The organism is Pseudazoarcus sp. NS20 (assembly GCF_059703745.1).
Genome location: NZ_BAAKIY010000002.1, coordinates 221957 through 236115, shown reverse-complemented (window position 1 = coordinate 236115; position 14159 = coordinate 221957). Strand labels below are relative to the sequence as shown.

The following is a 14159-nucleotide window of genomic DNA, read 5'->3' as shown; positions in this document are numbered from 1 at the left end:
GCCCTGCTCAAGCCGGCGTCAGCGCAGCGTACAAGGCTTCGAATTCGCCCGTGAGCTTGTGACGTGCGTCCAGATGAATCATCGGGCGCGACTGCTCGTGCGATTCGCGAATCTTCACCGAGCTCGACAGATACGGCGACAGCAGCGGCAGCTCCTCCGCCAGCAGTTCGGTCACCAGCTTACGCGGCAGTGCTGCGCGTGCCTGAAACTGGTTCACCACGATGCCGTCGATGCGCAGCCCCGGGTTGTGATCAGCGCGAATTTCACCGACGTTTTCGAGCAATGCGTACAGCGCGCAGCGGGAGAATTCGTCGCAATCGAACGGGATCAGGCACGCATCCGCTGCGATCAGCGCCGAGCGCGTGTAGAAATTGAGCGCCGGCGGCGTGTCGATCCAGATTTCGTCGAAGGTCTCGTCAAGCTCTTCCAGCGCCTCACGCAGTTTGTAGATCTTGTAGCGCGACTCCAGCTTGCCGTGCAGATCTTCCAGCGCCGGGTGCGAGGGCATGACGGACAGCCGCGGAAACGGCGTCGGCAACACGAAGCCTGTGGTCGGCCGGGGTTCGAGCTGGAAGCTCAAGGTCTGCTCGAAGAAATCCGCCACCGAGCCGTTGGCGCATGAGGCATTGCCGCCCAGCAGGTAATGGGTTGAATTGCCCTGCGCATCGAGGTCGATGAGCAAGGTACGCTTGCCGCGATGCGCACCGATGGCGGCAAGATTGCAGGCAATGGTCGACTTGCCGACCCCGCCCTTCTGGTTGAAAACCACTCTGCGCATGGCATGCCCCGCTGAATGCATTTATTGCACCGCAGCATAGCAGCAAGCCGAACAACGTGCAGCCGGCCTGCGGATATTCCGCATAGCCAGCGGTGCCTGCCGACCCTAGGTTTCATGTCTTCAATGCGCCACCGGCGCCCGTCGGAACGAGGAGAACACCATGTCGCACGCCATCCGCTTTCACCAGACCGGCGGGCCCGAAGTATTGCGCTGGGAGGCCGTGGAGCTTGCGCCACCCGCCGCCGGCGAACTGCGCCTGCGACAGCACGCCGTGGGCCTGAACTACATAGACACCTACCACCGCAGCGGCTTGTACCCGCTGCCGAAGCTGCCATCCGGCCTCGGACTCGAAGGCGCCGGCGTGGTCGAAGCCGTGGGCGAAGGCGTCACCGGCTTCGCAGTGGGCGATCGCGTAGCTTACGCACACGGCCCGCTCGGCGCCTATGCCGAGGCACGCAACCTGCCCGGCGACAGGGCGGTGAAATTGCCTGACGCCATCTCTTTCGAGCAGGGCGCCGCGATGATGCTGCAAGGCCTCACCGCCCAATATCTGCTGCGCCGCACACATCGCGTGCAGCCCGGCGAGACGATTCTGGTGCACGCCGCAGCCGGCGGGGTGGGCTCCATCCTCGTGCAGTGGGCCAAGGCACTGGGCGCCACCGTGATCGGCACGGTGGGCTCGGATGAAAAGGCCGAGCGCGTGCGGGCGCTGGGGTGCGATCACGTCATCGTCTATTCGCGCGAGGACTTCGTCGCCCGCGTGAAGGACATCACCGGCGGGCGCGGCGTGCGCGTCGCCTACGACTCGGTGGGCCGCGACACCTTCCTGCGTACACTCGACTGCGTGCAGCGCCTGGGCTTGGTGGCGCTGTTCGGCAACGCCTCCGGCGCCGTCGAGCCCTTCGACCCGTTGTTGCTGGCTCAGAAAGGCGGCTTGTTCTTGACGCGCCCGATTCTGGCGCAGTACATCGCCACCCGCGCCGAGCTGGACGAGATGGCGGCCGACCTCTTTGAGGTCGTGCTATCGGGCAAGGTACGCATCGACGTCAATCAGCGTTTCGCCTTGCGTGAAGCGGCGGAGGCGCATCGGGCGCTCGAGGGGCGGCGCACGACGGGGGCGAGTGTGTTGTTGCCGTGATGGCTGACGGGGCACACGGTTCGTGACTGCCTGCGGCTCACTGCCTGTGGCCGAAGCTTGGGCCTTCGGAACGGGGAAAGCGAAAACCGGCTGCTGGAGCGCCGTGTGCGGCGTCGCTCCTGAGGGGACGACGCCCCTCTCCTCCGTGCTGCGCATGGTCTGCGGGGTTTCCATGGCACCGGAGCGAGTTCATTTGTTTGACCTTGACCGGCCGGGATTTCGCCCCGGCGGGCGACCTTCTTTCTTGCTGCGCGGCAAGAAAGTAGGCATCGAGCCCGCCCTCCTCGCCGCCCCTTCGGGGTCCCTTCGCTACGAGCACTCCCGGCGGCCGGCCTTGCAAACTCGCGTTCCGCTCAAACAGCAAGGCCGGAAAACCCCGCCGTGAGCACTCTGCGCTCAGCGGCTCAGAAGGGATCGGGAACCACGACGTCCGTTGGGGCAGCGACTTTTGTAGTTGGCGCTGAGATCACTTCCGTCATTGCGAGCGCAGCGCGGCAATCCAGTGACTGTGCAATCTGGAAAGACTGCGAGATTGCCGCGTCGCTGCGCTCCTCGCAATGACGGTAGAACGGTTGTGCCCTCGGCACCTCTGCGCTTCCGAATAGCACTGCGAAAGAACCCAAAGCCCAACCCACCCACTCAAAAAAACGTGCCGCACCGCGCGCACCCATCCTCCCCTCAGCAGCGCCGAGCGCAGGGGGATTTCGACGGGGTAGTCCGGTCCTGCTGTCCGAGCGAAGCGAGTTCAGGACCGGCCGGCGAAATCCCACGGAGCGAGGGAACCCCGAAGGGGCGCGGATGCGGGGCACGTTTCTTTGCCCTCTTTCTTGTCGTGAAACAAGAAAGAAGGTCGCCCGCCGGGGCGAGTCCCGGCCAGTCGAGACCAACACAACCACCAACCGCAAAACAAACAAAAGCACCCAACCCAACACCCTTACCTGTTACTCGACACCGCCCGTCACCCACCCACGGATCGGGTAAACTCACCGCCCATGAGCACCCCGAACCCCCGCTTCGTACACCTTCGCCTGCACTCCGAATATTCGATCCAGGACGGCATCGTCCAGACCGATAGCGCCATCGAGCGCGCGCTGGAGGACGGCATGCCTGCGCTGGGCATTTCCGACCTCGCCAACCTCTTCGGCATGGTCAAGTTCTACAAGGGCACGCGCGGCAAGGGCATCAAGCCCATCATAGGGGCCGATGTCTGGATCACAAACGAAGCCGAGCGTGACAAACCGCACCGCGTGCTGCTGATCTGCCGCGACCGCACCGGCTACGGCCAACTCTCCGAACTGCTTACCCGCGCCTACCTCGAAAACAAGCACCGCGGCCGGCCCGAGCTGCGCCGCGAGTGGTTCGACGAGCAGCCCGTCACCGGTCTGCTGTGCCTGTCGGGAGCCATGTCGGGCGACATCGCTCAGGCACTGATGAACGGTAACCGCGACACCGCCGACGTGCTGGCCGCATGGTGGGCCGCACACTTTCCGGGTGCGTTCTACATCGAACTGCAGCGCGCCGGACACCCAGGCACCGAAACCTACGTGGCCGAGGCCGTGCTGCTGGCGAGCCGGCTCGATCTGCCGGTGGTGGCCACGCACCCCGTCCAGTTTCTGGCGCCCGACGACTACATGGCGCACGAAGCCCGCGTGTGCATCGCGCAGGGCTACGTGCTGGCCGACAAGCGCCGGCCGCGCGACTTCACGCCCGAGCAGTACTTCAAGAGCCAGGACGAGATGTGCGCGCTGTTTGCCGACATCCCCGAAGCGCTTGAAAACGCGGTGGAAATCGCCCGACGTTGCTCGCTTTCGGTGCAGTTGGGCAAGAACTACCTGCCGCTCTTCCCGACGCCGGAAGGCATGACGCTGGACGACTTCCTGATCGCCGAGGCCAAGGCCGGCCTGGAAGTACGCCTCAAAGAGCTCTACCCCGACGAAGCCGAACGCGAACGCCAGCGTCCGCGCTACGCCGACCGGCTGGTATTCGAGACCGACACCATCATCCAGATGGGCTTCCCCGGTTACTTCCTGATCGTGGCGGACTTCATCAACTGGGCCAAGGAAAACGGCGTGCCGGTGGGGCCGGGCCGAGGATCGGGTGCCGGCTCGTTGGTGGCCTACAGCCTGCGCATCACCGACCTCGACCCGCTCGAATACGCACTGCTGTTCGAACGCTTCCTGAACCCGGAACGCGTGTCGATGCCCGACTTCGACATCGACTTCTGCCAGGACAACCGCTACCGCGTCATCGAGTACGTGCGCGAGCGCTACGGCAAGGAGGCGGTCAGCCAGATCGCCACCTTCGGCACCATGGCGTCGAAAGCCGTGGTGCGTGACGTCGGCCGCGTACTCGATCTGCCCTACGGGCTGTGCGACCGCCTCTCGAAGCTGATCCCAGTTGAGGCCAACAAGCCGGTCTCACTCAACCGCGCCTACGAGATGGAGCCGCAGATCGGCGAGATGATGGCCGACGGCAACGACGGCGAATCGGTCAAGGAACTGTGGGACCTCGCATTGCCGCTCGAAGGCCTGTCGCGCAACGTCGGCATGCACGCCGGCGGCGTGTTGATCGCACCCGGCAAGCTCACCGACTTCTGCCCGCTCTACATCGCCGACGGCGAAGACGCCACGCCGGTGTCGCAGTTCGACAAGGACGACGTCGAGGCCGTCGGCCTGGTGAAATTCGACTTCCTCGGCCTGCGCAACCTCACCATCATCGATCTGGCGGTGAACTACGTCGAACGCCTCACCGGCGTGAAGCCCGACCTCAACGCTCTGCCCTTCACCGACCCGGCCGCCTACAAGATTCTGAAAGACGCCAACACCACGGCGATCTTCCAGGTCGAATCGGACGGCATGAAGAAGCTGCTCAAGAAGCTCGGCCCCGACCGCTTCGAAGACATCATCGCCGTACTTGCGCTGTACCGCCCCGGGCCGCTCGGCTCGGGCATGGTGGACGACTTCATCCTGCGCAAGAAAGGCCAGCAGGAGATCGACTACTTCCACCCCGACCTCAAAGCCTGCCTGGAGCCGACCTACGGCGTCATCGTGTACCAGGAACAGGTGATGCAGATCTCCCAGATCATCGGGGGCTACACGCTGGGCGGCGCCGACATGCTGCGCCGCGCGATGGGCAAGAAGAAAGCCGAGGAGATGGCCAAGCACCGCGCCACCATCGCCGAGGGCGCCAAGCAAAAGGGCTACGACCCGGCACTGGCGGAGCAACTCTTCGACCTGATGACCAAGTTCGCGGAGTACGGCTTCAACAAGTCGCACACCGCCGCCTACGCCGTGGTGACCTACCACACGGCCTGGCTCAAGGCGCACCACTGCGCGGCCTTCATGGCCGCCACCATGTCAGCGGATCTGGACAACACCGACACCATCCGCATCTTCTTCGAAGACACGGTGGCCAACGGCATCAAGGTGCTGCCGCCCGACGTGAACGAATCCGACTATCGCTTCGTGCCGACGGACTCCAAGACCATCCGCTACGGCCTTGGCGCAGTCAAAGGCTGCGGCGAGCCGGCCGTACGCTCGATTCTCGCCGCGCGCGAATCAGGAGGCCCGTTCCGCGACCTGTTCGACTTCTGCGACCGCGTAGACCGCCGCATGGTGAACAAGCGCGTGGTCGAGGCGCTGATTCGCGCCGGCGCCATGGACACCCTGCCCGGCCACGCCGGCCGCGACCGCGCCGAAGTGCTGGCCACGGTCAGCCTGGCCATGGATGCCGCCGACCAGAACGCCGCGAACGCCATGCAGGGCGGCCTGTTCGACATGATGCCGGAGGCCGCAGGCGCGGCACCCGAGTTCATCAAGGTGCGCCCGTGGACCGAGCGTGAGCGCCTCAAGGAAGAAAAGACCGCCATCGGCTTCTTCCTGTCCGGCCACCCCTTCAATTCCTTCAAGCCCGAAGTGCGCCGCTTCATCCGCCGCACGCTGGCCGAAGTCGAGCCTTCGCGCGAGCCCACCACCATGGTCGGCGTGGTCATGGAAGCCCGCACCAAGGTCGGCAACCGCGGCAAGATGGCCTTCGTGCTGCTCGACGACGGCACCACGCCACGCGAGGTCACGGTGTACTCCGAAGTGCTCGACGCCAACCGCGGCAAGATCGTCACCGACGAAATCCTCATCGTCGAAGGCAAGGTCAGCCGCGACGACTTCAACGGCGAAGGCGGCGTGCGCATCATCGCCGACAAGCTGATGACCCTCGGCGAAGCCCGCGGCCGCTACGCCACCGCGCTGCAACTCAAACTCAACGGTGAAGTCGGCGAGGCCGGCGGCCCGGTCGCCGCCGTCGAGCGCCTGCAAGCCCTGCTCGGCCCCTTCCGCGACGGCGGCTGCCCGGTGCGCCTGCGCTACCGCAACGCCGTGGCCGAAGTCGACCTGCCGCTGGGCGACGCCTGGAGCATCCGGCCGGAGGATGCGCTGCTCGAGAATCTGCGCGAGTGGTTGCCGGGGGATGCGGTGGAGTTGCTGTACCGAAATTGATGCTGTGCCGGTGGGCGGCACTGCCGCGCCGTAACGGATGACGCGTCTACAAGCCTTGACCGGCCGGGATTTCGCCCCGGCGGGCGACCTTCTTTCTTGCTGCGCGGCAAGAAAGTAGGCAAAGAAACGCGCCCTCCTCGCCGCCCCTTCGGGGTCCCTTCGCTACGAGCACTCCCGGCGGCCGGCCTTGCAAACTCGCGTTCCGCTCAAACAGCAAGGCCGGAAAGCCCCGCCGTGAGCACTCTACGCTCAGCGGTTCAGAAGGGATGGGTAACCACGACGTGCGTTAAGGCAACCGCTTTTGTAGCTGGCGCTGCGCCTCCACCCGTCATTGCGAGCGCAGCGCGGCAATCTAGTGACTGTGCTATTTGGATACGCTGCGAGATTGCCGCGTCGCTACGCTCCTCGCAATGACGGTAGAACGGTAGTGCCCTCGGCACCTCTGCTCCTCCGAATAGCACTGCGAACGAAACCCGCAAGCCCAACCCACCCACTCAAAAAAACATGCTGCACCGCGCGCACCCATCCTCCCCTCAGCAGCGCCAAGCGCAGGGGGATTTCGTCGGGGTAGTCCGGTCCTGCTGTTCGAGCGAAGCGAGTTCAGGACCGGCCGGCGAAATCCCACGGAGCGAGGGAGCCCCGAAGGGGCGCGGATGCGGGGTGCACTTCTTTGCCTACTTTCTTGTTGCATCACAAGAAAGTAGGTCGCCCGCCAGGGCGAGTCCCGGCCAGTCGAGACCAACACAACCACCAACCGCAACGCAGGCAACAAGCGCAGCAGCAAAGCGCCCACTGGCGCCGGAAGCCCCCACCTTCGGGCTATAATCATCGGCTTGATTCAGCCCACCAGGCCACGCATTCCATGCAGGAAAAATACACGCCCGCCGAGATCGAAACCGCCGCCCAGACCGAATGGGAGAGCACCAGCGCGTTTCGTGTCGTTGAAGACAGCAGCAAGCCCAAGTACTACTGCCTGAGCATGTTCCCGTACCCGTCGGGCAAGCTGCACATGGGCCACGTGCGCAACTACACCATCGGCGACGTACTGGCGCGGCAGCACCGCATGAAGGGCTACAACGTGCTGCAGCCGATGGGCTGGGACGCCTTCGGCATGCCGGCGGAAAACGCCGCCATCCAGAACAACGTGCCGCCCGCCAAGTGGACCTACGCCAACATCGACTACATGAAGACCCAGCTCAAGCGCCTGGGCTTTGCCATCGACTGGTCACGCGAGATCGCCACCTGCACGCCGGAGTACTACCGCTGGGAGCAGTGGCTGTTCAAGCGCCTGTTCGAAAAAGGGCTGATCTACAAGAAGCTCGGCACGGTGAACTGGGATCCGATCGACGAGACGGTGCTCGCCAACGAGCAAGTCATCGACGGGCGCGGCTGGCGCTCGGGCGCACTGGTAGAGAAGCGCGAGATCCCCATGTATTACATGAAGATCACCGCCTACGCCGACGAGCTTCTGGCCTCGCTCGACGACCTGCCGGACTGGCCCGAGCAGGTGCGCACGATGCAGAAGAACTGGATCGGGCGCTCCGAAGGCGTGGAGATATCCTTCCCCTACGACGAAGCCAGCATCGGCAGCGCCGGCGCGCTCAAGGTGTTCACCACCCGCGCCGACACGCTGATGGGCGCGACCTACGTCGCCGTGGCCGCCGAGCATCCGCTGGCCGAGCAGGCTGCAGCGAATGACCCCGCGCTGGCCGCCTTCATCGAAGAATGCAAGAAGGGCGGCGTCTCCGAAGCCGACATGGCGACGATGGAGAAGAAGGGCATGGCCACGCCGCTCTTCGTGCGCCACCCGCTCACCGACGAACTGCTGCCGGTGTGGGTCGCCAATTACGTGCTGATGGGCTACGGCGAAGGCGCGGTGATGGCCGTGCCGGCGCACGACGAGCGCGACTTCGCGTTCGCCCACAAATACAGCCTGCCGGTGAAGATGGTCGTCGGTTCGGACGCCTATGGGGATGTAGCCGCACCGTGGCAGGCCGCCTATGGCGAACACGGCCGGCTGGTGAATTCCGGAAAATACGACGGCCTGGATTTCCAGGGCGCCATCGACGCCATTGCTGCCGACCTCGAAGCCAAAGGCCTCGGCAACAAGCGCGTGCAGTACCGCCTGCGCGACTGGGGCATTTCGCGCCAACGCTACTGGGGCTGCCCGATTCCGATGATTCACTGCGACGACTGCGGTGACGTGCCGGTGCCGGACGAAGACCTGCCGGTGCGCCTGCCCGAGAACGTCGAGATCACCGGTCGCGGCTCGCCGCTGGCCAAGATGCCCGAGTTCTACGACTGCGCCTGCCCGAGCTGCGGCAAGCCGGCGCGGCGCGAAACCGACACCATGGACACCTTCGTGGAATCGTCCTGGTACTTCCTGCGCTACGCCTGCCCGGACAACACCGAGGCCATGACCGACGCGCGCGCGAATTACTGGGCGCCGGTGGATCAGTACATCGGCGGCATCGAGCACGCCATTTTGCACCTGCTGTATTCGCGCTTCTTCACGCGCGCCATGCGTGACTGCGGGCTGGTGGACGTGTCCGAGCCCTTCACGCGCCTGCTCACGCAAGGCATGGTGGTGGCCGACACCTATTACCGCGAAGACGCTTCGGGCCGCAAACAGTGGTTCAACCCGGCCGACGTGGCGGTGGACCGCGACGACAAGGGCCGTGTCACCGCCGCGCGTGGGCAGGACGGCCAGCCGGTGGTCATCGGCGGCACCGAGAAGATGTCGAAGTCCAAGAACAACGGTGTTGATCCACAAGCGCTGGTGGACCAGTACGGCGCCGACACCGCGCGCTTTTTCATCATCTTCGCCGCCCCGCCGGACCAGCAGCTTGAATGGTCGGACTCCGGCGTGGAGGGCGCCTACCGCTTCCTGCGCCGCGTGTGGAACCTGGGCCACGCATACGCCACCGAATACCGCGCCAAGCGCGGCGATGCCGCACTGCCCACCGGCGGCGGCGCGCTGGCCGTGCTGCGCCGCGAGGTGCACCTGAACCTCAAGCAGGCCAACTTCGACTTCGGCAAGCACCAGTTCAACACCGTGGCCTCGGCCACGATGAAGATGCTCAATGCGCTGGAAAAAGCCCCGCAAGAGGACGCCGCCGCACACGCCGCAGTGATTTGCGAAGGCCTGTCGATCCTGCTGCGCGTGCTGGCACCGATCACGCCGCACCTTGCGCACGCGCTGTGGACGGAATGCGGCTTCGAAGGCAATCTGCTCGATGCGCCGTGGCCCGAGCCCGACGACGAGGCTCTGCGTCAGGATGAAATCGCGCTGATGGTGCAGGTGAATGGCAAACTGCGTGGCAGCATCACCGTGGCCGCCGACGCCGCTCAGGCCGACATCGAGCAGACCGCACTGGCCTCGGAAGCCGCGCAGAAATTCATGGATGGCAAGCCGCCGCGCAAGGTCGTGGTGGTCAAGGGCCGTCTGGTCAATATCGTCGTGTGAGGACCGTGTCGATGCCCGCAACGAACACCCGCCGCACCCTGCTTCTGGCCGGTCTTTCGGCTCTTTCGCTGTCGGCCTGCGGCTTCAAGCTGCGCGGCCCGCAGCCCCTGCCGTTCAAGACCATCTACGTCGGCGAGCTGTACCACGTGCTGGGCGGCGAACTGCGGCGCCAGATCGAGCTGAGTGGCACCACCACGGTGGTGCAACGCATCGAGGATGCCGAAGTGCGGCTGGATATCCAGCGTAACGACCGCAACCGCGAAATCCTGTCGCTGGCCGCTGACGGCTCGGTGCGCGAATACGACCTCGAACGCACGCTGGTTTTCCGCGTGCTCGACCAGGCCGGCAATGAGCGCCTGCCCGCCAGCATCATCCGTGCGCGTCGCGAATACGAGTTCTCGGACACGCAGGTGCTCTCCAAGCAGCGCGAAGAAAACCTGCTGTTCGACGATATGGACCGCGACATCATCACCCAGCTCGTGCGCCGCCTCGCCGTCGTCCGTCCGTGATCCTGCGTCCGGAGCAGCTTCCCGCTCACCTCGAACGGCCGCTCGCCCCGCTGTACGTGCTGTACGGCGACGAGCCGCTGCTGGTGCTCGAAGCCGCCGACGCCCTCCGCGCCACCGCCCGCGCGCAGGGCTTTGACGAACGCGAGACCCTGGTCGTCGGCCAGGGCTTCAAATGGGATCAACTCACCCTGGCCGCGGGCAACCTGTCGCTGTTCGGCGGCCGCAAACTCATCGACCTGCGCATTCCCACTGGCAAGCCGGGCCGCGATGGCGGTGACGCGCTGCAACGCTACATCGCAGGGCTCGATGGCGGCACCGTCACCCTGATCACCCTGCCCGAGCTCGATTGGGCCACACGCAAGACGGCCTGGTTCAAGGCGCTCGAATCTGCCGGCGTGGTCGTCGAACTCAACGCCCCCGAGCGCGAGCGCCTGCCCGGCTGGATCGCGGCGCGGCTCGAACGCCAGCAACAGAAGGCCTCGAAAGACGCGCTCGACTTCATCGCCGAGCACGTCGAGGGCAACCTGCTCGCCGCGCACCAGGAAATCCTCAAGCTCGGCCTGCTTCACCCGCCCGGCCCCCTCAGCCTTGAAGACGTGCAGGCCGCCGTGTTGTCCGTGGCCCGCTACGATCTCGACGCCCTGCGGGAGGCCTTGCTTGAAGGCGACCCGGCCCGCTGCGTGCGCCTGCTCGAAGGCCTGCGCGCCGAGGGCGCTGCGCCGCCGCTCGTGCTGTGGGCCATCACCACCGAAATCCGCACGCTGGCCGCACTGCGCGCCGCACAAGACGCCGGCCAGCCATTGGCCGCCGCGATGAAGGCCGAACGCGTCTTCGATGACCGCCGCCGCAATGCATTGCAGCGTGCCCTGCCGCGCCTGCGTCTGGCCACGCTGCGCACCTCGTTGCTGGCGGCTGCGCGCATCGACCGCATGGTCAAAGGCATTGCCGATGGTGAGGTGTGGGATGAATTCCTGCAGCTCAGCCTGCGCCTGTCGCGCCGGTGATGCAGCGCGTCAAGCAAGACGCAATCTGCTAAATTCCTTGAATTGAACGCCTGAAAAGAATCATGAACACCGCCGAATACATGCAAGACCTGGGCCGCCAAGCGCGTGCCGCCTCACGCATTCTCGCGGCCGCCTCGACCGGCACCAAAAATGCCGCGCTCGCCGCCATGGCCGCCGCCATCCGCGCGCAGTGCGACACCCTGCTGGCCGCCAACGCACGCGACCTCGAAGCCGCCCGTGCCGCCGGGCTCGAGCCGGCCATGATCGACCGTCTGACGCTCACCGCCAAAGGTGTCGAATCGATGGCTGCGGGCGTTGAGCAAGTCGCTGCACTGCCCGACCCGGTAGGCGAAATCACTGACGTGCGTCGCCGCCCGAGCGGCATCGAAGTGGGCAAGATGCGCGTGCCGCTGGGTGTGGTCGGCATCATTTACGAAGCCCGCCCCAATGTCACCGCAGACGCGGCCGCGCTGTGCCTCAAATCGGGCAATGCGGCCATTTTGCGTGGCGGCAAGGAAGCCCTGCACTGCAATCAGGCCATTGCTGCCTGCGTACGCAGCGGCCTCGCCGCCGCCGGCCTGCCGGAAGCCGCCGTTCAAGTGGTCGAAACCACCGATCGTGAGGCAGTCGGGCAGCTCATCACCATGCCCGAGTTCGTCGATGTCATCGTGCCGCGCGGCGGCAAGGGCTTGATCGAGCGCATTTCGCGCGAGGCACGCGTGCCGGTGATCAAGCACCTCGACGGCAATTGCCACGTGTATGTCGACGACGCAGCCGACAGCGCCAAGGTCGAGCCCATCGTCGAAAACTCCAAGACCCAGCGCTACGGCACCTGCAACACCGCCGAATCGCTGCTCGTGGCACGCAGCGTCGCGCAGGCCCTGCTCCCCGGCATCGGCCGCATGCTGGCCTCGAAGAAAGTCGAGATGCGCTGCTGCCCCGAGTCCCTCGTCATCCTGCAGCACGCCGGCGTGGACGCGTCGCTGCTCAAGACGGCACAGGAATCCGACTGGGGCGAGGAATACCTCGCGCCGATCATCGCCGTGAAGATCGTCGCCGGGCTGGACGAGGCCATCGCGCACATCAACCGCTACAGCTCGGGCCACACCGAAGCCATCATCAGCGAGAACTACAGCCACGCCATGCGCTTCCTGCGCGAGGTCGATTCCGCCTCGGTGATGATCAACGCCTCCACGCGCTTCGCCGACGGCTTCGAGTACGGCCTGGGCGCCGAGATCGGCATCTCCACCGACAAGATCCATGCGCGCGGCCCGGTCGGCCTCGAAGGCCTCACCAGCCAGAAATGGATCGTCTTCGGCAATGGCGAGGTCCGGAGCTGAACCAAGGCACATGAGCACCGCCCCACACGCCCAGTACGCGGCCATCACGCTTCTGCCTTTCGGGCCGATGGGGGTGGTGTGTGACGAGGCATCGGTGCGCGCCCTGGTCTTTCTGCCGCCCGAGGTGGCAGAACTGGCCCCCGCCAGCCCACTTGCCGAACGCGCAGTGCATGCCCTGCACCATTGGCTCGAGCAGCCCGAGGCCCCTCACGCCTTGCCGCTCAGCCCGCAGGGCACGCTTTTTCAGCGCCGCGTATGGGCCGCCATTTCCTCCATTCCGCAGGGCACAACGCGCCGTTATGGCGACATCGCGCGTGACTTGGGCAGCGCTGCACGCGCCGTGGGTGGAGCCTGCGGCGCCAATCCCTTTCCTCTGCTCGTGCCGTGTCACCGCGTCGTCAGCGGGCAAGGTATCGGCGGCTTTTCCGGCCACACCGACGGCCACCTCATTCGCGTCAAACAATGGCTGCTGGCGCATGAGGCCGCGCTCTCGCAATGAGCGAAGTCCCGCAGCTTTCAGCCGACACCATTGCGCAACTCGATGCGTTCGGTGATTTCCTGTGGCTTGAACACGGCCTGGCACGCAATACCATTTCCGGCTATCGCAGCGACTTGGATCATTTCGCGCGCTGGCTGGCGCAACGCAGCCGCAGCCCGATGGACGCCAGCGATGCGGACCTTGCGGCCTACCTGGCCGAATTCAGCGCTCGCTCGCGCCCTGCCAGCCAGCGCCGGCTGTTATCAGCGTGGCGACGCTTCTACCGCCATTTGATCGAACGCGGGCAAATCTGCTCCGACCCCACCGCGCGCATCGACCCGCCATTGCCCGGCACGCGCTTTCCCAAGACGCTGACCGAAAGCGAAGTCGAACGCCTTCTCGACGCACCGGACACCGACACGCCTCAAGGCCTGCGCGACCGCTGCATGCTCGAGGTTCTGTATGCAACCGGACTGCGGGTTTCAGAATTGGTGGAACTCAAGCCATTTTCGCTGTCACTGCGCGAAGGCTTGGTGAAGGTGATCGGAAAAGGCGACAAGGAACGTCTGGTTCCTCTCGGCGAAAATGCCATCGACTGGCTTGAGCGCTATATCCGCGAAGGCCGCACGGCCATACTCGCCGGTCGCCACAGCGACCACGTATTCGTCACCCGGCTGGGCTCCGGAATGACGCGTCAGATGTTCTGGCGCATCATCAAGCAACACGCGGGGCAAGCCGGAATTGCCGCGCAGCGCCTTTCCCCCCACACGCTGCGGCACGCTTTCGCCACTCATCTGATCAACCATGGCGCCGACCTTCGGGTGGTGCAGATGCTCCTTGGTCACGCAGACATTTCGACCACCCAGATTTACACGCACGTTGCGCGGGAAAGACTCAAAGCACTTCATTCCGTGCATCACCCGCGTGCCTAGGCAACTCTTACACGCACTCTGTTC

At 65.3% G+C, this 14159-nt stretch carries 9 protein-coding genes; 8 read left to right on the top strand and 1 reads right to left on the bottom strand.

Features of this window, described 5'->3' with window-relative positions:
• Positions 1 to 7: 7 nt before the first annotated feature.
• Entirely contained in the window at positions 8 to 778 is a 771-nt protein-coding gene (locus tag AC6H0W_RS06815; protein ID WP_497576406.1) for a ParA family protein, read from the bottom strand.
• Between the two features lie 160 nt (positions 779 to 938).
• Here AC6H0W_RS06815 and AC6H0W_RS06810 point away from each other — a divergent pair, with 160 nt between their 5' ends.
• From AC6H0W_RS06810 to xerD, 8 genes are all read left to right on the top strand, one after another.
• Positions 939 to 1916 carry a quinone oxidoreductase family protein gene (locus tag AC6H0W_RS06810; RefSeq protein WP_497576405.1) on the top strand — a complete coding sequence of 326 codons (978 nt, stop codon included), beginning with the start codon at positions 939 to 941 and terminating at the stop codon, positions 1914 to 1916.
• Between the two features lie 992 nt (positions 1917 to 2908).
• Complete coding sequence (gene dnaE, locus AC6H0W_RS06805) at positions 2909 to 6406, top strand: DNA polymerase III subunit alpha (RefSeq protein ID WP_497576404.1); 3498 nt, start codon at positions 2909 to 2911, stop codon at positions 6404 to 6406.
• 862 nt (positions 6407 to 7268) lie between these two features.
• The gene (gene leuS / locus AC6H0W_RS06800) at positions 7269 to 9872 is read left to right on the top strand and encodes a leucine--tRNA ligase (RefSeq protein WP_497576403.1); all 2604 of its coding nucleotides are present in this window, start codon (positions 7269 to 7271) and stop codon (positions 9870 to 9872) included.
• 11 nt (positions 9873 to 9883) lie between these two features.
• The gene (locus AC6H0W_RS06795; RefSeq protein ID WP_497576402.1) at positions 9884 to 10381 is read left to right on the top strand and encodes an LPS-assembly lipoprotein LptE; all 498 of its coding nucleotides are present in this window, start codon (positions 9884 to 9886) and stop codon (positions 10379 to 10381) included.
• On the top strand, positions 10378 to 11385 hold the full coding sequence (gene holA / locus AC6H0W_RS06790; RefSeq protein ID WP_497576401.1) for a DNA polymerase III subunit delta: 1008 nt from the start codon (positions 10378 to 10380) through the stop codon (positions 11383 to 11385). The genes AC6H0W_RS06795 and holA overlap by 4 nt, the downstream gene beginning before the upstream one ends.
• 62 nt (positions 11386 to 11447) lie before the next feature.
• Positions 11448 to 12725 carry a glutamate-5-semialdehyde dehydrogenase gene (locus AC6H0W_RS06785; RefSeq protein ID WP_497576400.1) on the top strand — a complete coding sequence of 426 codons (1278 nt, stop codon included), beginning with the start codon at positions 11448 to 11450 and terminating at the stop codon, positions 12723 to 12725.
• Positions 12726 to 12735: 10 nt separating this feature from the next.
• Positions 12736 to 13224: a methylated-DNA--[protein]-cysteine S-methyltransferase gene (locus AC6H0W_RS06780; RefSeq protein ID WP_497576399.1), complete on the top strand. Its 489-nt coding sequence runs from the start codon at positions 12736 to 12738 to the stop codon at positions 13222 to 13224.
• On the top strand, positions 13221 to 14135 hold the full coding sequence (xerD, locus tag AC6H0W_RS06775; RefSeq protein ID WP_497576398.1) for a site-specific tyrosine recombinase XerD: 915 nt from the start codon (positions 13221 to 13223) through the stop codon (positions 14133 to 14135). Before AC6H0W_RS06780 ends, xerD begins: the two co-directional genes overlap by 4 nt.
• Positions 14136 to 14159 lie beyond the last annotated feature (24 nt).

Excerpts from the sequence above, each read along its gene's own strand:
- AC6H0W_RS06815 (WP_497576406.1), bottom strand. The coding sequence starts at position 778 with ATGCGCAGAGTGGTTTTCAACCAGAAGGGCGGGGTCGGCAAGTCGACC.
- AC6H0W_RS06810 (WP_497576405.1), top strand. The coding sequence starts at position 939 with ATGTCGCACGCCATCCGCTTTCACCAGACCGGCGGGCCCGAAGTATTG.
- dnaE (WP_497576404.1), top strand. The coding sequence starts at position 2,909 with ATGAGCACCCCGAACCCCCGCTTCGTACACCTTCGCCTGCACTCCGAA.
- leuS (WP_497576403.1), top strand. The coding sequence starts at position 7,269 with ATGCAGGAAAAATACACGCCCGCCGAGATCGAAACCGCCGCCCAGACC.
- AC6H0W_RS06795 (WP_497576402.1), top strand. The coding sequence starts at position 9,884 with ATGCCCGCAACGAACACCCGCCGCACCCTGCTTCTGGCCGGTCTTTCG.
- AC6H0W_RS06785 (WP_497576400.1), top strand. The coding sequence starts at position 11,448 with ATGAACACCGCCGAATACATGCAAGACCTGGGCCGCCAAGCGCGTGCC.
- AC6H0W_RS06780 (WP_497576399.1), top strand. The coding sequence starts at position 12,736 with ATGAGCACCGCCCCACACGCCCAGTACGCGGCCATCACGCTTCTGCCT.
- xerD (WP_497576398.1), top strand. The coding sequence starts at position 13,221 with ATGAGCGAAGTCCCGCAGCTTTCAGCCGACACCATTGCGCAACTCGAT.